The 20,567-nt window shown below is 74.8% G+C and carries 17 protein-coding genes; 10 read left to right on the forward strand and 7 right to left on the reverse strand.

Annotated features, from left to right (window positions below; all coding sequences use genetic code 11):
• The first annotated feature begins 81 nt into the window (after positions 1–81).
• Positions 82–1,281: a trans-acting enoyl reductase family protein gene (locus EF918_RS05095; protein ID WP_125641404.1), complete on the forward strand. Its 1,200-nt coding sequence runs from the start codon at positions 82–84 to the stop codon at positions 1,279–1,281.
• 25 nt (positions 1,282–1,306) lie between these two features.
• Here the strand turns inward: EF918_RS05095 and EF918_RS05100 are convergent, their stop codons facing one another.
• Entirely contained in the window at positions 1,307–1,984 is a 678-nt protein-coding gene (locus EF918_RS05100) for an endonuclease V (RefSeq protein WP_125641407.1), read from the reverse strand.
• Positions 1,985–2,009: 25 nt separating this feature from the next.
• Between EF918_RS05100 and EF918_RS05105 the strand changes: the two genes are divergently transcribed.
• The 3 genes from EF918_RS05105 to EF918_RS05115 all read left to right on the forward strand — a co-directional run bounded on the left by EF918_RS05105 (position 2,010) and on the right by EF918_RS05115 (position 5,505).
• Positions 2,010–2,309: a YciI family protein gene (locus EF918_RS05105; protein ID WP_125641463.1), complete on the forward strand. Its 300-nt coding sequence runs from the start codon at positions 2,010–2,012 to the stop codon at positions 2,307–2,309.
• A 273-nt stretch (positions 2,310–2,582) separates the two neighbouring features.
• Entirely contained in the window at positions 2,583–3,734 is a 1,152-nt protein-coding gene (locus EF918_RS05110; RefSeq protein WP_125641410.1) for a C40 family peptidase, read from the forward strand.
• Positions 3,735–3,804: 70 nt separating this feature from the next.
• On the forward strand, positions 3,805–5,505 hold the full coding sequence (locus EF918_RS05115) for a serine/threonine-protein kinase (RefSeq protein WP_125641413.1): 1,701 nt from the start codon (positions 3,805–3,807) through the stop codon (positions 5,503–5,505).
• Between the two features lie 6 nt (positions 5,506–5,511).
• Here the strand turns inward: EF918_RS05115 and EF918_RS05120 are convergent, their stop codons facing one another.
• The gene (locus tag EF918_RS05120) at positions 5,512–6,648 is read right to left on the reverse strand and encodes an oxidoreductase (protein ID WP_125641466.1); all 1,137 of its coding nucleotides are present in this window, start codon (positions 6,646–6,648) and stop codon (positions 5,512–5,514) included.
• A gap of 330 nt (positions 6,649–6,978) precedes the next feature.
• Between EF918_RS05120 and EF918_RS05125 the strand changes: the two genes are divergently transcribed.
• The 3 genes from EF918_RS05125 (at position 6,979) to EF918_RS05135 (ending at position 10,499) form a co-directional block, all read left to right on the forward strand.
• Positions 6,979–7,395 (forward strand): SsgA family sporulation/cell division regulator, encoded by a 417-nt coding sequence (locus tag EF918_RS05125; protein WP_125641416.1) that lies wholly within the window; start codon positions 6,979–6,981, stop codon positions 7,393–7,395.
• A gap of 310 nt (positions 7,396–7,705) precedes the next feature.
• Positions 7,706–9,358, forward strand: a complete 1,653-nt coding sequence (locus tag EF918_RS05130; protein ID WP_125641419.1) for an ABC-F family ATP-binding cassette domain-containing protein — start codon at positions 7,706–7,708, stop codon at positions 9,356–9,358.
• A gap of 169 nt (positions 9,359–9,527) precedes the next feature.
• Positions 9,528–10,499 (forward strand): acyl-ACP desaturase, encoded by a 972-nt coding sequence (locus tag EF918_RS05135; RefSeq protein ID WP_125641422.1) that lies wholly within the window; start codon positions 9,528–9,530, stop codon positions 10,497–10,499.
• A gap of 134 nt (positions 10,500–10,633) precedes the next feature.
• On the opposite strand, the gene EF918_RS05140 is transcribed toward EF918_RS05135, so the two are convergent.
• Positions 10,634–10,882, reverse strand: coding sequence for a WhiB family transcriptional regulator (locus EF918_RS05140; RefSeq protein ID WP_125641425.1), 249 nt, complete (start codon positions 10,880–10,882; stop codon positions 10,634–10,636).
• A gap of 147 nt (positions 10,883–11,029) precedes the next feature.
• Positions 11,030–12,061 (reverse strand): non-homologous end-joining DNA ligase, encoded by a 1,032-nt coding sequence (gene ligD / locus EF918_RS05145; protein ID WP_125641428.1) that lies wholly within the window; start codon positions 12,059–12,061, stop codon positions 11,030–11,032.
• Positions 12,062–12,136: 75 nt separating this feature from the next.
• On the opposite strand from ligD, the gene EF918_RS05150 reads away from it, so the two are divergent.
• Positions 12,137–13,222, forward strand: a complete 1,086-nt coding sequence (locus EF918_RS05150; protein WP_125641431.1) for an ATP-dependent DNA ligase — start codon at positions 12,137–12,139, stop codon at positions 13,220–13,222.
• A 62-nt stretch (positions 13,223–13,284) separates the two neighbouring features.
• The gene (locus EF918_RS05155) at positions 13,285–14,895 is read left to right on the forward strand and encodes a serine/threonine-protein kinase (protein ID WP_185921598.1); all 1,611 of its coding nucleotides are present in this window, start codon (positions 13,285–13,287) and stop codon (positions 14,893–14,895) included.
• On the opposite strand, the gene EF918_RS05160 is transcribed toward EF918_RS05155, so the two are convergent.
• The gene (locus EF918_RS05160) at positions 14,876–16,276 is read right to left on the reverse strand and encodes an NAD(P)-binding protein (protein ID WP_125641438.1); all 1,401 of its coding nucleotides are present in this window, start codon (positions 16,274–16,276) and stop codon (positions 14,876–14,878) included. The two genes, EF918_RS05155 and EF918_RS05160, sit on opposite strands and share 20 nt — an antisense overlap.
• 216 nt (positions 16,277–16,492) lie before the next feature.
• Between EF918_RS05160 and EF918_RS05165 the strand changes: the two genes are divergently transcribed.
• Positions 16,493–16,996 carry an NUDIX hydrolase gene (locus EF918_RS05165; RefSeq protein WP_125641441.1) on the forward strand — a complete coding sequence of 168 codons (504 nt, stop codon included), beginning with the start codon at positions 16,493–16,495 and terminating at the stop codon, positions 16,994–16,996.
• 5 nt (positions 16,997–17,001) lie between these two features.
• On the opposite strand, the gene EF918_RS05170 is transcribed toward EF918_RS05165, so the two are convergent.
• Positions 17,002–19,104, reverse strand: a complete 2,103-nt coding sequence (locus EF918_RS05170) for an MDR family MFS transporter (protein ID WP_125641443.1) — start codon at positions 19,102–19,104, stop codon at positions 17,002–17,004.
• Between the two features lie 41 nt (positions 19,105–19,145).
• A complete protein-coding gene (locus tag EF918_RS05175; RefSeq protein ID WP_185921599.1) occupies positions 19,146–20,501 on the reverse strand; it encodes a 6-phospho-beta-glucosidase in 1,356 nt (451 codons plus the stop codon).
• Positions 20,502–20,567: the final 66 nt, after the last annotated feature.

The raw sequence follows: 20,567 nt of genomic DNA on the forward strand, positions 1-20,567 counted from the left end.
CGCCACACGCGCCACCTGCTCGCACAAGCAGTCGGTCCTCACGCTAGCCTCAGCCACCGACAGCAGCTGGGAGGAGCGGTGATGACCGGACAGGTTCGGCATGTTGGTGCAGAACGCCCCTATGACGTCGTGCTCTTCGGGGCGACGGGCTTCGTCGGGGCCCTGACCGCCGAGTACCTCGCCGCGCACGCCCCCGCCGGGACCCGGTGGGCGCTGGCGGGCCGCGACCGGAGCAAGCTGGAGCGGCTGCGCGAGCGGCTGGCCGAGACCGACCCGGAGTGCGCGAAGCTGCCGCTGGAGGTCGTGGACGCCGCCGATCCGGCGGGCGTGCGCGAACTGGCCGCCGCCACCCGGGTCCTGGCCACGACCGTCGGACCGTACGTCCTGTACGGCACCGAGCTGGTCGCCGCGTGCGCCGCCGCCGGGACCGACTACGTCGACCTGACCGGCGAGCCGGAGTTCGTCGACCGGGTCTACGTCGAGCACGACGCCCGGGCCCGCGAGACCGGCGCCCGGCTCGTGCACGCGTGCGGGTTCGACTCGATCCCCGCCGACCTCGGCGCGTACTTCACCGTGCAGCAGCTGCCCGAGGGCGTGCCGCTCACGGTGGACGGGTTCATGCGCGGCGGCGGCCTGTTCTCCGGCGGCACCCTGGCCTCGGCGCTGACCGCGCTGGGCCGTGGCCGGCAGACCCTGGCGGCCGCCCGGCGGCGCCGGCTGCACGAGCCGCGGCTGCTGGGGCGGCGGGCGCGGGGGCCGGTGGGGGCGCCGCGGTTCAGCCGGGAGACCGGCACCTGGGCGGTGCCGCTGCCCACCCTGGACCCGCGGATCGTGGCCCGTTCGGCGGCGGCCCTGGAGCGCTACGGCCCCGACTTCCGCTACCGCCACTACGCCTCGGTCCGACATCTGCCGGTCGCCCTGGGCGGCGTCGCGGCCGTGGGCACGGTCGCGGCGCTGGCCCAGGTCCCGCCGGCCCGGGAGTGGCTCATGAACCGCTGGGAGCCGGGGCAGGGCCCGGACGCGGAGCGGCGGGCGCGCAGCTGGTTCAGCGTGCGGTTCGTCGGCGAGGGCGGCGGGACCCGGGTGTTCACCGAGGTCTCGGGCGGTGACCCGGGCTACGGCGAGACCGCCAAGATGCTGGCGGAGTCGGCGCTGTGCCTGGCGTACGACGCACTGCCCGACCGGACCGGGCAGCTGACGACGGCGGTCGCGATGGGCGACGCGCTGCTCGGGCGGCTGCGGCGGGCGGGGATCGGCTTCCGGGTCGCGGACGTCCGCTGACGGGCGGCCGGGTGCGCCGGCCGTGCTACCGGGCGGCCTGCAGGGCGCGCCGGCACAGGGAGTCGGCGCGCCGGGTGGTCTCCGGTATCCGGAAGCGGGGGCTGAGGGCCAGGGCGTGCGCGCAGGCGTTGTCCAGGGAGATGCGGTGCCCGACGGACACGTACACCGGCTTGACCCCGTCCTGGGTGCGCAGGGCCCGGCCGACCACGGTGGCGTCCTCGGCGACGAGGGCGCTGGCGTCGCCGCGATGCGGGCCGGGGTCGGTGTGGGCGAAGGTGAACGGGTTCTTCGCCACGCCCATGGTGGGCAGCCCGGTGACCACCCCCAGGTGGCAGGCCAGCCCGAACCGGCGCGGGTGCGCCAGCCCGTAGCCGTCGCAGACCACCAGGTGCGGCGGGGCGGTGAGGGCGTCGAGCGCGGCGAGCACGGTGGGCAGCTCGCGGAAGGCGAGCAGCCCGGGGACGTACGGGAAGCTGACCCGTCCGACGGCGGTCGCCTCCTCGACCACGTCGAGGGTCGCCGCGTCGAGCACCACCGCCGCGGCGGCGACGAGGTCGCGTGCGTCGTCGTAGGCGACGTCGACCCCGGCCACGAGCCCCTGCCCGGGAGGCGGTCCGGGCTCGTCGAACACGACCCGAATGCGCAGTTCGTCCTGGACCGCCCGGGCCTCGGCCTCGTCGGCGGGGGTGTGCACGCTCGTCATGGGGTCCGAGAGTAGCCTGACGATCATGTTCATCATGGAGCTGACCTACACCGCCCCCGTCGAGGAGGTCGAGGAGCACATGGACGCGCACCTCGCGTGGCTCGACGGCCACTACGCGTCCGGCACCTTCCTGGCCTCCGGGCGCAAGGTACCGCGCCAGGGCGGGATCATCCTCGCGGCCGGGGCGTCGCGGGCGGAGATCGAACGCATCGCGGAGGAGGACCCGTTCACGGTGGCGGGTGTGTGCAGCTACCGGATCGTCGAATTCCTCGCCACCAGGACGTCCTCGTACCTGGCTCCGGTCCGCGAGTCCCTGCCGGGCTGACGGTCCCGGGCCGGCGTACGGTCCCGCCCCGGCCGGCGGTCGCGGCCCGGCCGGCGGTCGCGGGCCGACGTACGGTCCCGGCCCGGCCGGCGGTAGCGGGCGGACGGCGGTACCTGCCCGGCCGGCGGTCCCGGCCCGGCCGGGCAGTCGCGGGCCGACGTACGGTCCCGGCCCGGCCGGCGGTAGCGGGCGGACGGCGGTACCTGCCCGGCCGGCGGTCGCGGGCCGCGTCGTGCCCGCCCGGAGGCGCGGGCCGCGCCCAGTATGGTCGGCATGAGTTCTCCGCGCATGGTGCTGGTCGCTCTGGCGACCGCTGTCGCCTCCCTCGCCCCGGTGGCCGGGGCGCCCGGTGCTCCGGCCGCCTCCGCCACGGCTGCCGCTTCCGCCGCCGGCGCCACCTCCGCCGCTTCCGCCACCCGTGCCGCGCGCCCGTGCGCGGGGGCGCGGACCTGCTACGTCGACGTCTCCGTCGCCGAGATCTGGACCGCTCCCGACCAGGTGCGCACCGTCGACGCCCGGGCGCTCACCCACCCCGTCGACATCCGCGGCTGGCTCGCCGACCTCGGGCGCGACGGCCCTCTGCGGCACGACGTCCCGGGTGAGACGCAGGCGTTGTACGGCACCCGGGTCACGGTCGAGCGGACCTGGCGCGACGCTCGGGGACTGCTCTGGGACCACGTCCTGGTGGACGGCCAGCCCAGCCCCAAGGACACCACGGGCCGCGGCGCCTACCCCGGCTGGGTCCCCGACCGGCAGCTCACCTCGGCCCGGGCCGCCGCGCCGTCCGGCGCGACGCCGAAGCGGATCGCCGCCCCGACGGCATGGGCGTACACCACCCTGGCGGCGGCCGTGGCGGCGGCCGGGGCGGGACGCGCGACCGAGTACTCCTACGGCACGGCGTTCTCGGTGCGGCCGACCGAGGTACCGGGCGTGGAGCGGGCCACCGCCCACGACGGCACCGCGCTCTACCTCCGCAGCGCCGACCTCACCGAGGTCCGCCCGCACCCCACCGGCGCGGACGCGGTCACCGAGGCCCGCAGGTTCCTGGGCCTGGACTACCTCTGGTCGGGCGCCTCGGCCTTCGGCTACGACTGCTCCGGGCTGACCAGCCAGGTGTACGCCATGCTCGGGGTGACCGTCCCGCGCGACACCCAGCCGCAGTTCGACGCGGGCGCGGGCCGCGCGCCGGCCGGCTCGGCCACCGGCACCCGGATCGCCAAGGAGGACCTGGCCGCCCTCCGCCCCGGCGACGTCCTGGCCTTCGGACAGGACGAGGACCACGTGACCCATGCGGGGCTCTACACGGGGACGAAGGACGGCCGGCCGATGATGATCAACTCCCCCAGGACCGGCGAACGGGTCAGGGAGGAGCCCTTCCTCTCCTCGGGCCGCACCTATCTGGGCGCCACCCGCTTCCTGCCCTGAGCGCCGGCGGCCGGACCTATACTGCGCCTCGGCTCGACCGGCACGGGTGCGACGGAGCACGGGGGGACGGATGGCGGAGGGTTCGACGGGGCCGACGGTACTGCCGACCGTCCTGGCGCTGGTCACGCTGGCGGGGGCCGTACGGGTGGCCTCGTTGCCGCTGCTGAAACGGGCTCAGGACGCCGTACGGCGGGCGGCGTCGGCCGCCAGGGACGGGGGCGGGCCGCCCGAGCTGCTCCCCGCGGCCGCCGCGGGCGACCTGGTGGTGGGCCTAGGTGGCGCGACGGCCCTGGCGCTGACGCTGTACTTCGCCCGGAACAGCATGCCCGGCCTGGACCTGCTGGCCCAGCCGATGCTCGTGCCGGACGTGACCGGCCTGTCCGCGGAGACGGACCTGTCCCTCGACGCCGCGCGGTCGTGGTTCCTGGGCGTGGCGGTGCTCCTGCAAGTGCTCTGGCTGGTCCTCTGGGTCCGCACCCAGCGCACCCTGCTGCACGTCGGGGCTCCCGGGGAGCCCGGGACGCCGCCGCCCGTGGGGTTCCGGCTCACGGCCCGGTGCGTCCTGCGCCTGGCGCTCACGCTGTTCACCCCGGTCGGCCTGCTCCTGGCCGCCCTGGTGTTCCAGACCGTCGCCCTCCTGACCAGTCGGCAGTACCGCCCCGGCACGGCCCCGGCCGCCGGGGCCGTGCCGCCGGAGCGGCCGGCCGCTCCGGTGCCGACCGCGTCGGTACCGACCGCGTCGTCGGCCCCTGCGGCCCCTGCGGCGCCGCAGCCCGCCGCCACGTACGTACCGACGCAGGCGGACCGGGGCGGCGGCGCGGCCACGCCTCCTCCGCCCATGCCCCCGGCGGCGCCGGGAGTCCCGCCCGAGGTCGTGCACCAGGAGCTGTACCCGAACGAGCCGCGGACCATCGGCGGTTACCGGCTGCTCGGCCGGATCGGGTCGGGTGGCATGGGGACGGTGTACCTGGCCCGGCGCGAGGGGTCGGCCACGCAGGTGGCACTGAAGACGATCCACCCCGAACTCCTCGACCGCGCCGAACTGTTGCGCCGGTTCGAGCGGGAGGCGGAGGTGCTGTCGATGGTGCCCGGGGCCTACACCGCCCGGGTGCTGGACTCGGGCGTGGACTGCGGACGCCCGTACCTCGCCATGGAGTTGCTGGACGGGCGGCCGCTCGACGTGCACCTGCGGGAGCTGGGGCCGATCCGCTCGCCCGAGGCGCTGCGCGCCCTGGCCCTGGCGCTGGGCGTGGCCCTGGACGGGGTGCACCGGCTCGGTCTGGTCCACCGGGACCTCAAGCCCGCCAACATCATGCTGACCACGGCCGGACCGCGGCTGCTCGACTTCGGCATCGCGGCGATCGTGGACGGCACCCGGCTGACCCGTACCGGCGGCGGGCCGGGGACGCTGACGTACATGGCGCCGGAGCAGTTCGGCGACGAGCAGGCCGGTACGGCGGCCGACGTCTGGGCGTGGGCGTGCTGCGTGGTGTGCGCGGCGCACGGCGCGAGCCCGTTCGCGGCGACCAGTACCGGCGCGGTGATCCGCCGGATCGTGGAGACCCGGCCGGAGCCGGCCGCGCTGGCGGCGGTCCGGGCACTCGACCCGGCGCTCGCGGCGGTGGTCGGGAGGGCCCTGACCGCCGACCCGGCGGACCGGCCGGCGGACGGGGCCGCCCTGGTGGACCTGCTGACCCCGCCCCGGGACCCGCGCCACCCCGTCACGGTCCCCGACCAGATCACCCGGGGCTGGCGGACCCTGACGCTCTGATTCCGGTCAGTGGCCGGCGGCCGGCTCCAGGCGGGCCACCCGACCCTTCTCCCCGGCCGCCCAGCAGGCCTCGTACGCCCGGGCGCCCAGCGGGGCGCGGGCGCAGGAGACGGTGTCGAAGGAGCCCGGGGCCAGCGGCTGCCAGGTGCGGCCGGCGTCCGTCGTGACGTCCGTGCCCGTGGGACCGACCGCGAGGGCGGCCGCCCGCAGGCCGGGGTGCGAGGGCAGCCAGGTGACGCCGGAGCGGTAGGCGGGCGGCGGGGTGTCCGCCTGCCGCCAGGTGCGGCCGGAGTCCGCGGAGGCGGCCGCGGCCAGCGGTGAGGCCTGGCCGGTGCGGTAGTCGCCGCCCACGGCCAGACCCTGGGCCGCGTAGCCGTCGTGGCGGAAGGCCAGACCGAAGACGCCCTTGGCCGGGTCCCCGGCCGGAACGGTGGATTCGGCCGTCCGCCAGGTGAGTCCCCGGTCCGCCGAGTGCAGCACCCGGGCCGTGGCACCGCCGCCGGTGGCCAGCCACACGTCCCGCGGTCCGGCGCTGACCAGGCACTGGCCGCTCGCGGCGAAACCGGCCTCGCCGGGCAGCGCGGCCGGCATGCCGTCGCCGGGCAGGACCCGCCAGGTGCGCCCGCCGTCCTCGGTGGACAGGATGCGGAACCTGCCGTCCACGGGGTCGCTCATCGCCAGGCCGTGGCGCGGGTCGAAGAAGGTCAGGCAGTCGTAGAACGCCTTGGGGTCGGGATTGCGGAAGGTCTCCGTCCAGCTGGCGCCGCCGTCCTCGGTGCGGAAGACCCGGGAGTCCTCGCCCTCCCCGATGGACAGGGCCACCGCGCGCCGGGCGTCGAACGCCTCGATGTCCCGCAGCTCCAGCTTGCCCGCCACCGCCGCGGGCGGTGAGACGTCGGACCAGGTCAGGCCGCCGTCCACGGTGCGCAGCACCGTCCCCTTGGATCCCGCCACCCAGGCGGTGCTGCGGCTCACGGCGGCGAGGCCGCGGAAGCGGGCGTCCTTGCCGGTGTCCTTCAGGGACCAGCCGGCCCCGGAGAGCCCGGTGGTCCCGCCCGGGGCGGCGGGCTCCGCCGCCGCCCGTGCCGCCGGTGCCGCGGCCAGCGCCCCCGCCAGTGCCGCCGCACAGATACCCATCGTCATGCCCATGCCGAGAAGTCCCATGGCGCGCGAAGCTAGCGCACGGCGCTGATCACCGTCCAGGGTGCGGGCCGGCCCCCCGCCGGGGGGCTTGGTCTCGTGGAGTGAGCGAATTCCGGACATCCTCGACCGGCTCACCGCCGCCTGCGTACCGCGCGGAACCTCCGCCACCCGCGCCTACGCTCCGCGGCCGGACACCGACAGTGCGGAATCAGCCATTCAGTGATACAGCTCACGTACCCCTTCTGTGCACGCATTCGTCCATTCCGGCGTCTATCCGGGTGCGGGCACCACCCCGGCCCGCCGCCCGGATCCGCCGTAAGGGAGCGAGCCTTGATCACCGTCATCGAGCAGACCGTGCAGGCCCGTCTGGTCGCCACCGCCCCGAAGGTCGAGACCCTTCCCGTGACCCTGTGCTACGACCGGGCGGACCCGTTCGCCGTGCGCATGGGCTTCCCCGCACCGGCCACGCTGGAGGGCGTGGAGGTCTCGTGGACCTTCGGCCGCGAGCTGCTGGAGGCGGGCGTGGACCGCCCGGCCGGCTGCGGCGACGTCCGCGTGCGCCCGTACGGAACGGACCGGACCGTGGTGGAGTTCCACGCTCCGGAGGGCGTGGCCATCGTGCTCATGGCGACGGCGGACCTGCACCAGTTCCTGGCGCGCACCGCGGAGGTGGTCCCGCCGGGCCTGGAGCACCTCTACCTGGACGTGGACCACGGTCTGGCGGAACTGATGCGCGACTCCCGCTGAGCCGCGGCCGCGCGCCCTCGGCCCGTAATTGCGTTGCGGGCCCCGCGCGACAGGCCTAGCTTCGATCACGGCCCATCCCCGTCCGATCGGAGCAGGACGTTGCACTACTGAGGTCCGAGACACCCGCACCCGTACGCCCGTACCCCGCGCGCCCCGTGCCTGCATGCGCCCGCGCCCTGAGCCCCTCGTGCGTCCCTGCGCCCGCGCCCGGTAGGACCCGTGCACCCGGCGCATCCCTGCGCCCGTGCATCCGTACGCCCCGGTGTCTCCCCACGTTGCACCGCACCATTCCCGCAACCTGGAGGCCTCCATGAGCCATGCCCATGTGCACACCCCTGCCTACGTCACCTGCTCCGCCCTGACCTTCGACTGGCCCGACGGCACGCCCGTCCTCGACGGGCTCCAGCTCGCCGTCGGCCCCGGCCGCACCGGACTGATCGGGGTCAACGGGTCAGGCAAGTCGACCCTGTTGAAGCTGATCGCCGGTGAACTCGTGCCCACCGCGGGGCACCTCTCCACCGCCGGTTCCGTCGGGTACCTCCCGCAGGACGTCACCCTCGACACCGCCCTCCGGGTGGACCAGGCGCTCGGGATCGCCGCGACCCGGGCCGCCCTGCACGCCGTCGAGGCGGGCGAGGTCACCGAGGAGAACCTCGCGGCCGTGGGCGACGACTGGGACGTCGAGGAACGGGCCCTCGCCCTGCTCTCCCAGCTCGGACTGGCCCCGCACGCCGGGGCCCTGGACCGGACCGTCGGCGAGCTGTCCGGCGGCGAGTCCGTCCTGCTGCGGCTGGCCGCCCTGCTGCTGGCCCGCCCCGACGTCCTGCTGCTCGACGAGCCCACCAACAACCTGGACCTGCGCGCCCGCAGCCGCCTCTACGCGGCCGTCGACGCCTGGCCCGGTGTGCTGATCCTGGTCAGCCACGACCGCGAGCTGCTGGAGCGGGTCGATCAGATCGCCGAGCTCCGCGACGGCGAAGTCCGCTGGTACGGAGGCAACTTCACGGCGTACGAGGAACAGGTCGCCGCCGAGCAGGAAGCGGCGCTGCGCGGAGTGCGCGCCGCCGAGGCCGACGTCCAGCGGCAGCGGCGCGAACTCGCCGAGACCCAGGTCACCTTGGCCCGGCGCAAGCGCTACGCGCAGAAGATGGAGGAGAACCGGCGGGCACCCAAGATCCTCGCCGGCAACCTCAAGCGGTCCGCCCAGGAGTCGGCCGGGAAGCTGCGCGCCACCCAGCAGGACCGGCTGGCGCAGGCCCGCGAACGGCTCGACCAGGCCCGCGAGGCGGTCCGCGAGGACGCCGAGATCCGGGTCGAGCTGCCGGCCACCCGGGTGCCTCCCGGCCGCATCGTGCTGACCCTGACGGGGCTGCGCCTGGCCCACGGGCCGCGGCTGCCGGCCGAGTGGGAGGTGCGCGGCCCGGAACGGATCGCCCTGGTGGGCCGCAACGGGGCCGGCAAGACCACCCTGCTGCGCACGGTGGCCGGGCTGCTGGCGCCGGCGGCCGGGGAGGCGGTCACGCACGTGCCCGCCCGCTACCTTCCGCAGCGCCTGGACGTACTGGACGACGAGCGGACGGTGGTGGAGAACGCGGCGCGCTTCGCGCCGGAGGCCACGCAGAACCGGATCCGGGCGCGGCTGGCGCACTTCCTGTTCCGGGGCGCCCGCGGCGACCGACCGGCCGGCACCCTGTCCGGCGGTGAACGCTTCCGGGCGACGCTGGCGGCCCTGCTGCTGGCCGAGCCGGCCCCGCAGCTGCTGATGCTGGACGAACCGACCAACAACCTCGACCTGGCGAGCGTGGGGCACCTGGCCGGGGCGCTGGACGGGTACGAGGGCGCCCTGCTGGTGGCCAGCCACGACCTGGCGTTCCTGGAGTCGGTCGGGATCACCCGCTGGATGCTGCTCGACGCCGACGGGCTGCGGCCGACGTCGGTGGAGGAGGTCCGGACCATGATGTGAAATCCGGAGGGCCGCCTTTCACACGCGAGGGCGGCCCTCAACTGCGGACATAACCGAATGTAAGGGTCCATACCTACCCCTGGGGCTTGGCTGGCCTTCACGACGCGCTTAACCTACGGGGTCGTAGGCTACGGAACCGTAGGTAATTCGCTTGTCCCCAGGAGCACCCGTGACGATCACCTCTCCCCACCTCGGCAGCTCGCAGGCGTGGACCGACGCCAAGCTGCTGTACGCGCTGGAAGAGGTGGTGGAGAAGGAGCTCAACCGCCACCTGAAGGTCGTCAAGGACTGGATGCCGCACGAGTACGTGCCGTGGGGCGACGGGCGGAACTTCCCGGGCTTCTTCGAGGACGGCGAAGCCTGGGAGCCGGGCCAGTCCAAGGTCACGGACGTCGGCCGGATCGCCCTGGTGGTCAACCTCCTCACCGAGGACAACCTGCCCAGCTACCACCACGAGATCGCGACCCTCTTCGGCCGGGACGGCGCCTGGGGCACCTGGGTGCACCGGTGGACCGCCGAGGAGGGCCGCCACGGCATCGTGATGCGCGACTACCTGCTGGCCTCGCGCGCCGTGGACCCGGACAAGCTGGAAGAGTTCCGGATGGCGCACATGTCGGAGGGCTTCGAGTCCGACAACCGCCACTCGATGCTGCACTCGGTGGCCTACGTCGCCTTCCAGGAGCTCGCCACCCGCATCTCGCACCGCAACACCGGTCACCAGTCGGGCGACCCGGTCTGCGACCGGATGCTCGCGCGCATCGCGACCGACGAGAACCTGCACATGATCTTCTACCGCAACCTGCTGGGTGCGGCCTTCGAGCTCGCCCCGGACCTCACCATGCAGGCCGTGCGCGACGTGGTGGTCAACTTCCGGATGCCCGGTCACGGCATGCCCGGCTTCGAGCGGGCCGCCGCGCAGATGGCCATCGGCGGGATCTACAACCTGCGGATCCACCACGACGACGTGCTGGCGCCGGTGCTGCGGTTCCTGAAGGTCATGGAGATCAAGGGCCTGGGCCCGGAGGGGCAGAAGGCGCAGGAGGAGCTGGGGCTGTTCCTGAACGGCCTGGACTCCGAGGCCCGCAAGTTCGACGAGCGGCTGGCCGCCCGCGCCGCCCGCCTGGCGGCCCGCAAGGGCTGATCCGCGCCCGCGCCACCCCTGGTAGCGGCACCCGCCCTACCGGGGGTATCGCCCTACCGGGGGTATCGCCCTACCGGGGGTATCGCCCTCCCAGGGGCCCGGCCCTGTTCTTCGGTGTCAGGGGGTCGTCGCCGTCAGCGACGGGACCGCGGCCGCAGGGCGTGCCGCTCGGTCTCGGACAGGCCGCCCCACACCCCGAACCGCTCGTCGTTGGCGAGGGCGTACTCCAAGCACCCCGCGCGCCCCTCGCACGCCCCGCACAGCCGCTTCGCGTCCCGGACCGAGGTCCCCGGCTCGGGGAAGAAGAACTCCGGGCCCGTCTGCGCGCAGAGTGCGAGTTCGTGCCAAGCAGGTGCGGTGGTGGTGCTCGTGTTGATCGCCATGCGCCGATCCTGCGCGGCCCCGATCAACGACGGATCAACGACCGATCAACGCGCGTCCATGCACGTCGATGCCCCGCTCCCGGCCGGCTCCCCGAGCATCCCACAGGACACTGACAACGCCGCCGGGCGACGCGCGCCGGACGGCGGTCACTCCCCGTCCGTGCCCTCCTTCCGGGCCCGGCTCGGCTGGACCCGTTTGGGCTCGCCCGGCATCTTCGGATAGTCCGGGGGGTAGGGCATGTCGCCCAGGCCGTGGTCGTGCTCGTGGCGTTCGGCCAGTTCCAGCGCCGCTTCCAGGGTGAAGGCGTGCTCGTCCATGTCCGCGTGGAGGTCGCCGAGCTCGGCGTAGCGGGTGGGCATGGTGGTGATGTCGAAGTCCCGGGGCTCGGCCGAGTCCAGTTCGGACCAGCGCAGCGGGGCCGACACGGGGGCGTGCGGGCGGGGCCGGACGGAGTAGGCGGAGGCGATGGTGCGGTCGCGGGCCGTCTGGTTGTAGTCCACGAAGATCCGCTCGCCCCGCTCCTCCTTCCACCAGGCCGTGGTGACCCGCCCCGGCATGCGCTGCTCCAGCTCCCGGCCGATGGCGATCGCGCAGCGCCGGACCTCGGTGAACGTCCAGCGCGGCGCGATCGGCACGAAGACGTGCAGGCCCCGGCCGCCGGAGGTCTTGGGCCAGCCGCGCAGGCCGAGCTCCTCCAGCACCTCGCGCAGCTCGTGGGCGGCGATCACCGCGTGGTGGTAGTCGGTGCCCGGCTGCGGGTCGAGGTCGATCCGCAGCTCGTCCGGCCGGTCGGTGTCCTCGCGGCGCACCGGCCAGGGGTGGAACGTCAGACAGCCGAGGTTGGCCGCCCACAGCACGGCGGCCGGCTCGGTCGGGCAGATCTCGTCGGCGGTGCGCCCGCTGGGGAAGGCGATGTGGGCGGTCGGGATCCAGTCCGGCAGGTTCTTGGGTGCCCGCTTCTGGAAGAACGACTCCCCCTCCACCCCGTCCGGGTAGCGCTCCAGCGTGGTCGGCCGGTCGCGCAGCGCCCGGGTGATGCCCTCGGCCACGGCGAGGTAGTACCGGGCGACGTCCAGCTTCGTCAGTCCGCGCTCGGGGAAGTACACCTTGTCCGGGTTGGACAGCCGTACCGTCCGCCCGCCCGCGTCCAGCTCGATCGCTTTACCGGATGCACCCATGTGCGCCACGGTAGGCCCGTCCCCCGGGCCCCGCATACCGGGCGAGCCCGTCCGTATCACCGCAGAATCGATGGCATGGATCTGCCCGTGATGCCGCCCGTGAAGCCGATGCTCGCCAAGTCCGTGACCAGGATCCCGCCGGGCATGCAGTACGAGGCCAAGTGGGACGGCTTCCGGGCGATCGTGCACCGTGACGGTGACGAGGTCGAGATCGGCAGCCGCACCGGCAAGACGCTGACCCGCTACTTCCCCGAGCTGGTGGCGGCCCTGAAGGAGAACCTGCCCGCCCGCTGCGTGGTGGACGGCGAGATCGTGATCGTTCAGGGCGGGCGGCTGGACTTCGACCGCCTGACCGAACGGATCCACCCCGCCGCCTCGCGCGTCCGCCTGCTCGCCGGATCGACCCCGGCCAGCTTCGTGGCCTTCGACCTCCTCGCCCTCGGCGACGCGTCCCTGCTCGACACCCCGCTCACCGAGCGGCGCACCGCCCTCACCCAGGTCCTGTCCACGGCCCGGCCCCCCGTCCATCTCGCGCCCGCGACCACCGACCGCGACCTCGCGCAGCAGTGGTTCGAGCAGTTCGAAGGCGCCGGGCTCGACGGGGTGATCGCCAAACCCCTCGACCTGCCCTACCGGCCCGACGCACGCCTCATGTTCAAGATCAAGCACGAGCGTACGGCCGACGTCGTCGTCGCCGGCTACCGTTTCCACAAGAGCGGTCCGATCATCGGATCGCTCCTGCTCGGCCTGTACGACGACCACGGCGCCCTCCAGCACGTGGGCGTGTGCGCCGCCTTCCCCATGAAGCGCCGCGCCGAGCTGGTGGACGAACTGGCCCCCCTGCTGCTGGAGGGCGACGCGGCCGCCGCCCACCCCTGGGCCGCCTGGACGGACGAGAGCGCCCACGAGACCGCCCGGCTGCCCGGCGCCCAGAGCCGCTGGACCGGCAAGAAGGACCTGTCCTGGATCCCGCTGCGCCCGGACCGGGTCTGCGAGGTCGCCTACGACCACATGGAGGGCGACCGCTTCCGCCACACGGCCCAGTGGCGCCGCTGGCGCCCCGACCGCACCCCGGAGAGCTGCACGTACGCCCAGCTCACGGAGGTCGTCCGCTACGACCTGGCCGAGGTGCTCGGGGGCGGGGGGCCGGGAGGGGCCTGAGGCCCTTGCAAACCCGTGCAACTTCGTTGTGGAGGCCTTCCCGCCGGGCGATGCTGGACGCCATGGAGAACGGGGAACTGATCGCCGGTCGCTACGAGTTGGTCAAGCGACTGGGCCGGGGCGGGATGGGCGAGGTGTGGGCGGCGCGGGACCGCAGCCTGCACCGGGACGTCGCGGTGAAGATGCTGGTCCTCGACCACGCCACCGTGCCGGAGCTCGCGCAGCGGTTCGAGCGGGAGGCGGTGGCGGCGGCCCAGATCAACCATCCGAACGTCGCCGCGATGTACGACCGCGGGACGCACGAGGACGTGCTGTACCTCGTGATGGAGAAGGTCGACGGCCGGCCGCTCAGCGAGTACGTGCGCGCCGGGCAGCCGCTGCCCCTCGCCGAGGCGCTGGCGCTGGCCGAGGGGATCTGCACCGCGCTGGTCGCCGCGCACCGGGCGGGCGTGGTGCACTACGACATCAAGCCGCACAACGTGATGCTCACCGCCGAGCACGAGGTGAAGGTGGTCGACTTCGGCATCGCCGGGTTCCTGCAGACCGCGTTCGCCACCCTGGCCCGCTCCTCGCAGCTGACCCCGGCCGGGACGGCCGAGTACGGCGCGCCGGAGCAGTTCCTGTCCGCGCGGGGCGACGAGCGGTCCGACCTCTACGCGCTCGGGTCCGTGCTGTTCACCCTGCTGACCGGCCGGCCGCCGTTCACCGGGCACCACCCGCTGGCCGTGATCCGCCAGAAGCTCGACGAGGACGCGCCCCGCCTGGCCACCGTACGCCCGGGCCTGCCGCCGGAACTGGCCGCGCTGGTCGCGGAGCTGCTCGCGCGGGACCCGGCCGGGCGGCCGGCGAGCGCCCGCGGAGTCCGCGAGCGCCTCCAGGCCCTCCGGGGGCCGGCCGGAGCCGGGACCGGACAAGGCTCCAGGACCGGAGCCGATGCCGCAGCCGAAGCCGATGCCGAGCGCCACGTGCTGCTCGGCCGGTTCGCGCAGGCGGCTCGGACCGTCGTCGCCCGGCCGGCGCGGATCGCGAGCCCCCGCCGGTTCGCCCCGCCGGAGCAGCCGCCCGCCCTCCGCACGGTGACCACCTTCCAGACCTCCTGGACCGGCCGGGAGCCACTGCGTGCGTACGGGGCCTCGGAGCTCAGGCCGGTGCACCTGCTCGGGCTGGGGGGATGCGCGGCAGGGACCGCCCTCGCCCTCGGAGGAGCCATCGCCGTCGGCATGTTCGTGCTGGCCGTCGGTCTCGCGTTCGTGGTCGGCACTCTCCTCGCGGCCGCGACCGAACTGCACTACGGCCGGGTCCGCGGGAAACCCTGGGGCCTGGAGGTGGGGCCGCACGGCATCACGATCACCGACGCCGCGCAGCGCCGGCACCTCGCGTGGAGCGGCATCCAGCGCGTGGCCGTCGAGGAGATCCAGGGCCGGCAGCTCGGCAGGTTCACCGGCCTCCACATCGATCCGGCGCCCGAGGCACCGCTGCCTGCCGTGCCGGGCCCCGCCGGCTGGCCCTACGCCAAGACCGGCATGCTCACGCAACGGCCGTCCGGGCGGGTCGCCCTGGCCGTCCTGGGCCCTTTGAGCAAGCAGCAGCGCAAGCAGTTGATCGACACCCTCGTCGAGCACGGCGGCAGCCGCTGGGTGCCGGCCCACGTCTTCACGACCCCGCCCCGGTGACCTTCTCCCACGTCTCCCGGTCCGGCCCGGCGGCGCCGGGGACGTAGTCCGGCCGGTCCGCGAGCCATGCGGCGACCCGGGCCCGGATGCGCGGGTCCGCGTAGGCCCGCTCCGGGGCCTGCGCCAGGTGACGGACGCCGGCCCGGGCCCGCATCACCTCGGGGTCGTCCAGGGCGCAGTCGAACAGGGCCGCGGCCTCGCGGGCGGCACCCGTGCGCACGGCCCGGGTGGCGTAGCGCTCGCCGACGGCCGCGTCGGCCCCGACCTGGAAGTCGAACCACGGCTTGAGCGTCCGTACGGCCCACGCGTGGTGGGCCGCGGCGTACGGGGCCGAGCCGGGGTCCGGGTGCGCCGCGGTACGGGCGACGCGCGAGGCGGCCCACAGGGCGAGCGAGGAGCCCTGGGCGAGGGTGGGATTGGTGTGCGTGAGGCTGTCGCCGACGGGGACGAAGCCGGTCACGACCGGGCCGAGCTCGTCCACCAGGGCGCACCAACGGTTGTCCAGCCCGGCCGCGGCCCACACCTCCGACAGCGGCTCGGCGCCCAGGTCCAGCCAGGTCTGCCCGGGTGCGAAGCAGCGGGCCGCCGCCTCGAAGACGGCGGGGTCGCGCAGGGCCGTACGGGTCGGGTCGTCGGTGTGGACGAACAGGGCGACCGCGAAGATGCGGTTGTCGGCGGGGAAGACCGCGCAGCCGGCGAAGGTTCCGCCGGCCACGCTCCAGGGGCGGCGCGGCCCCTCGGCCGTGCCCGCCGGGAGCCGGTACCAGCGGCAGAAGTACGCGAGCCCGGTGCGGTGCCGCTCCACCACGGCGGGCCGGCAGCCGGCCGCGGCCAGCCAGCGTTCGGCGGCGCCGCGCCGCCCGCCCGCGTCCACCACCAGGTCACCGCCGTACGTGCCGGCGTCCGTGCGCAGGCCCGTCACGCGCGGCACCTCCGGCCCGGACGCGGTGACCAGCCCGGTCACCGGTTCCCCGTAGCGGCGGACCACGCCGGGCTCGGCGCGCAGGGCCGTGGCCAGGGCGCTCTCCAGCACGATCCGCCGGGCCTGGAGCATCACCAGGTCCTCGTCCCCGGGCCGGGCGGGGGGCCGTACGTCGAACCAGTCCAGCTCGTGCCGTTCGCGGGCGCCGAGCCGGAGCATCTCGGCGTGCACGTCGGGCAGTTCCTCGCGCAGGACGGTGCGGGCCGCGCCGAGGAAGGTGTGCGGCTGGTTCGCCTGCGGTACGGCGGGCCGGTGCCAGCCGAAGAAGTCCCGGTCCAGGGCGGCCCCGGGGGCCCGGGTGTCGCGCTCGAACAGTTCGGCGGTGTGCCCGTTGCGCGCGGCCAGCAAGGCGGTCGCCAGCCCCCCGATACCGCCGCCGACCACCAGCAGATGTGCCATGAGGCCCCCCGTGTCCCCGCGTCCGACGACTCACCGTCGTACGACGATCACACCGATCGCCGAACGGTCTGAGCCTGCGCTCCCCCGGCCCGTCCGAAACACCCGGCCGCACCCGGCCACGCCCGACCGCACCCGGACCGGCCGTCGGCCGCGGTCGGCACGCCGGCGGTTGGCAAGATCGGTGTCGAGGATCCCGTGAACGGAAGGACCACGTCCATGACCACCGCCGCACCCCGCCCCGACCGTGAGCGCCCCGAGCGGGCCGTCCCGCAGCCCAACGCCGTCGTCGGCGTGGGCCTGATCGTGCTCGGCGCGGACGGCCGGGTGCTGCTCGGCCGGGCCCACGACGGCCGCTGGGAGCTGCCCGGCGGCAAGGTGGACCCCGGCGAGGACTTCGAGCGGGCCGCTGCCCGGGAGCTCGCCGAGGAGACCGCCCTGCGGGTGGAGCCGGAGGACATCGAGGTGCTCGCCGTGCAGATCGAGGCGGGCTCCGCGGTGACCCGGCTGACCGCCGCCGCGGTGACCCGGTCCGCCGAGGGCACGCCCACCGTCACCGAGCCGCACAAGATCGCCCGGTGGGAGTGGTTCGCCCCGGCCGAGATCCCGTCGGCCCTCTACGCCCCCTCGGCGGCCGTCCTGCGCACCTGGCGCCCCGGCCTCCCCCAGCTCCCGGAGGTCCCTTCGTACGACTATCCGCTCGGGCCGGCCGGCACTCCGTAGGCCCCTCAGGCCTGCGCGGCTGCCGCCGGGCGGGGGGCGAAGGTGCCCTCGCGCAGGTCCTCGGCCAGCAACCGCTTGGCGATGGCGTCGACCGCGACCCGGAGCTGGTCGTCCGACGGCCGGCCGCGGTCGCGTTCGAGCTCCGCGGCCAGCCAGTCGGCCCAGGCCCGGGAGATCACCCCGGCCTCCCGCTCGCCGGCGACGGTGAGGGAGAAGTACGGGCCCTCGTTGGTGAGGAAGCCCTCCTCGGTCATCCGGTCGAAGACGGGCACCAGCACCTCGGGCGGCAGCCGGCGCCGGGCCGCGATCATCGACAGACCCGCATGGCCGACCGTCCGGGTCATCAGGTCCACCTGCATCACCGCCCAGGCGCCGGCGATGTCGAGCCGGGTGTCGGACTCCGTGACGATCCGGCGGGCGGTCTCCGGGTCCATGCCCCGGATCAGCTTGCCCACGGCCAGTTCCAGCAGCTTGGCCGAGTCCCCCGAGGCGGTGGCCGGGGAGCCGAAGCCGTCGCCCATGTCGGCGGAGGCCGCCCGGGCCGAGTCGCGCAGCCGCACCTGTTTGAGGAACAGCGCGACGACGAAGCCCACCAGGGCCACCGGCACGGTCCACAGGAACACCGTGTGCAGGGTGTCGGCGTACGCGTCGACGACCGGGGCCCGTGCCACCGGGTCGAGCCCGCGCACCCCGGCCGGGCTCGACGCGGCGGCGGCCAGCCGCGCCGGGTCCTCCCCGGTCAGGCGGGCCGCCTCGGCCACGCCCGTCCGCAGCTCGGGGCCGAGCCGGCCCGCGTAGATGGTGCCGAAGACGGCGGTGCCGAAGGAACTGCCGAGGGTGCGGAAGAAGGTGACGCCGGAGGTGGCGGTGCCCAGGTCGGCGTACTCGGCGGTGTTCTGCACGGCGATGGTCAGCACCTGCATGGACAGCCCGATGCCGGCGCCGAGGACGAACATGTAGCCGGACTCCAGCCAGGCGCTGGTGCCCGGCCGCATCCGCGAGAGCAGGAAGAGCCCGAGGGCCATCACCAGCGAGCCGACGATGGGGAAGATCCGGTAGCGGCCGGTGCGGCCCGTGACGGTGCCGCTGAGGACCGAGCACAGCAGCAGCCCGACGACCAGCGGCAGGGTCCGTACGCCGGAGACCACGGCCGAGTCCCCGTCGACGTACTGGAGGTAGGTCGGCAGGAAGGTCATGGCGCCGAGCATGGCGAAGCCGACGACGAAGCTGAGCACCGAGCAGACGGTGAAGACCGGGTTCCGGAACAACCGCATCGGCAGCATCGGCTCGGCGGCCCGGGTCTCGGCCAGGCAGAACAGCGCGAGGGCGACCGCGCCGAGCACGAACAGCCCGACGACGACGGCCGAACTCCAGGCGTACTCGTTGCCGCCCCAGCTGGTGGCCAGGATCAGCGCGCCCGAGCCCACGGAGACCAGGGCGATGCCGAGGTAGTCGATCACGGGACGGGCAGCCGCGCGCACCGACGGGATGGTCCGGGCCGCCGCGACCACGACCAGGATCGCGACCGGCACGTTGACGTAGAAGCACCAGCGCCAGCTGAGCTGGTCGGTGAACAGCCCGCCCAGCAGCGGTCCGATGACGGTCGCCACGCCGAACACCGCGCCGATGGCGCCCTGGTACGCACCCCGCTCGCGCAGCGGGACGACGTCGGCGATCAGGGCCATGGAGGTGACCATCAGGCCGCCGGCGCCGACGCCCTGCACACCGCGCCACAGGATCAGCAGGGTCATGTTCGAGGCGAGGCCGCACAGGAAGGAGCCGCCGATGAAGACGACCGCGGAGGTCTGGAAGACGACCTTCCGGCCGAAGAGGTCGCCGAACTTGCCCACCAGCACGGTGGCGATGGTCTCCATCAGCAGGTACGAGGTGACCACCCACGACATGTGGTCCCCGCCGCCCAGGTCCGCGACGATCGTGGGCAGCGCCGTGCCGACGATGGTCTGGTCCAGCGCGGCCAGGAGCACGCCCAGCATGATCGTGCCGAAGACGATGTCGCGCTGCCGCCGCTCCAGGACGGGCGGGGCCTGGGCGACGGCGGGGGCAGTGGTCACATCTCGCACTCTCACGCGGCCCCCGCCGCCCCGCATGCGGCACTACGCCACCCGGGCGACGCCCGTCCGGCCGGGTGTCAGCGCAGGTGGGCCAGGCCGGGGTGGGCGGCCGCGTAACCGTCGACCAGCCGCCGGGCCACCGCCACCGAGTCCACCAGGGGGTGCAGCGCGAACGCCGTGACCGCGTCGGCCCGGGAACCGCTCGCGGCGGCCCGGAGCACCGCCCGCTCCACGGCCTTGACCGCGGTCACCAGGCCGGTCGCGTGGTACGGCAGCGGGTCGACGGCGACCGGGTGGGCGCCGTTCGCGTCGACCAGGCAGGGCACCTCGATCACCGCCGCGGCGTCCAGGGGAGCGAGGATCCCGCGGCCGCGGACGTTGAGGATCAAGGTGGTCCGCTCGTCCCGGGCGATGGCCCGCATCAGGGCCAGGGCCACCCGCTCGTAGCCGCCGGACTCCAGGTCGCTCTCCTCGCGCTCGCCGGCGCCGGCCGCCTCGCGGTTCTCGGCCATGTACGTGGCCTCCCGCTCGGCGCGGGCGCGGTCCCACGCGGCCAGGGCCGCGCCGGGGGGCAGGGCGGGGCGGCCGGCCTCGGCGTAGAAGGCGGCCTGCTGGTCGCGCAGGAAGGCGCCGCGGGTCCGCTCGGCCTCCTGGTACGCCCGTACCGTCTCGCGGTTGAAGTAGTAGTAGTGCAGGTACTCGTTGGGGATCGCGCCGAGCGAGCGCAGCCAGTCGGCGCCGAACAGCCGGCCCTCCTCGAAGGACTCCAGGGCGGCGGTGTCGGCCAGCAGCCGGGGCAGTTCGTCCCGGCCGCGCACCCGCAGCCCGCGGACCCAGCCGAGGTGGTTGAGGCCGACGTAGTCGATCCAGGCCTCCTCCGGGCGCACTCCCAGCAGCCGGGCGATGCGCCGGCCGAGCCCGACCGGGGAGTCGCAGATGCCGATGACCCGGTCGCCGAGCTCCTCGGCCATGGCCTCGGTGACCAGTCCGGCCGGGTTGGTGAAGTTGATGACCCAGGCGTCGGGGGCGGTCCGGGCGATCCGGCGGGCGAGCTCCCGGGCCACCGGCACGGTGCGCAGCCCGTACGCGATCCCGCCCGCGCCCACGGTCTCCTGGCCGAGCACCCCGAGGCCGAGGGCCACCCGCTCGTCGGCGGCGCGTCCGTCGAGCCCGCCGACACGGATGGCGGAGAAGACGAAGTCGGCGCCGCGCAGGGCCTCGTCGAGGTCGCCGGTGGCGGTGACGGCCGGGGCGTCGGGCAGGCCGGCGGCCGCGGTCTGGTCGGCGAGGACCCGGGCCATGGCGGCGAGCCGGGCGGGATCGGTGTCGTAGAGGGTGACCTGGCGGATCCGCCCCTCGGCCCGATCGCCGAGCAGGGCTCCGTGGACGAGCGGGACGCGGAATCCGCCCCCGCCGAGGATGGTCAGCCGCACGTTCCTACCGCCCTTCGTCCGCGCCTGGTGGCGCCACCGGTCACCGCGCCGTGCCGGGGCGGGCGG

Origin of the sequence: Streptomyces sp. WAC06614, from assembly GCF_003949795.1 — a bacterium.
Taxonomy (GTDB): domain Bacteria; phylum Actinomycetota; class Actinomycetes; order Streptomycetales; family Streptomycetaceae; genus Streptomyces.

What these genes read in the sequence shown, in the direction of transcription:
- EF918_RS05095 (WP_125641404.1), top strand. Translation starts at nt 82, where the DNA reads ATGACCGGACAGGTTCGGCATGTTGGTGCAGAACGCCCCTATGACGTC.
- EF918_RS05100 (WP_125641407.1), bottom strand. Translation starts at nt 1,984, where the DNA reads ATGACGAGCGTGCACACCCCCGCCGACGAGGCCGAGGCCCGGGCGGTC.
- EF918_RS05105 (WP_125641463.1), top strand. Translation starts at nt 2,010, where the DNA reads ATGTTCATCATGGAGCTGACCTACACCGCCCCCGTCGAGGAGGTCGAG.
- EF918_RS05110 (WP_125641410.1), top strand. Translation starts at nt 2,583, where the DNA reads ATGAGTTCTCCGCGCATGGTGCTGGTCGCTCTGGCGACCGCTGTCGCC.
- EF918_RS05115 (WP_125641413.1), top strand. Translation starts at nt 3,805, where the DNA reads ATGGCGGAGGGTTCGACGGGGCCGACGGTACTGCCGACCGTCCTGGCG.
- EF918_RS05120 (WP_125641466.1), bottom strand. Translation starts at nt 6,648, where the DNA reads ATGACGATGGGTATCTGTGCGGCGGCACTGGCGGGGGCGCTGGCCGCG.
- EF918_RS05130 (WP_125641419.1), top strand. Translation starts at nt 7,706, where the DNA reads ATGAGCCATGCCCATGTGCACACCCCTGCCTACGTCACCTGCTCCGCC.
- EF918_RS05140 (WP_125641425.1), bottom strand. Translation starts at nt 10,882, where the DNA reads ATGGCGATCAACACGAGCACCACCACCGCACCTGCTTGGCACGAACTC.
- ligD (WP_125641428.1), bottom strand. Translation starts at nt 12,061, where the DNA reads ATGGGTGCATCCGGTAAAGCGATCGAGCTGGACGCGGGCGGGCGGACG.
- EF918_RS05150 (WP_125641431.1), top strand. Translation starts at nt 12,137, where the DNA reads ATGGATCTGCCCGTGATGCCGCCCGTGAAGCCGATGCTCGCCAAGTCC.
- EF918_RS05155 (WP_185921598.1), top strand. Translation starts at nt 13,285, where the DNA reads ATGGAGAACGGGGAACTGATCGCCGGTCGCTACGAGTTGGTCAAGCGA.
- EF918_RS05160 (WP_125641438.1), bottom strand. Translation starts at nt 16,276, where the DNA reads ATGGCACATCTGCTGGTGGTCGGCGGCGGTATCGGGGGGCTGGCGACC.
- EF918_RS05165 (WP_125641441.1), top strand. Translation starts at nt 16,493, where the DNA reads ATGACCACCGCCGCACCCCGCCCCGACCGTGAGCGCCCCGAGCGGGCC.
- EF918_RS05170 (WP_125641443.1), bottom strand. Translation starts at nt 19,104, where the DNA reads ATGCGGGGCGGCGGGGGCCGCGTGAGAGTGCGAGATGTGACCACTGCC.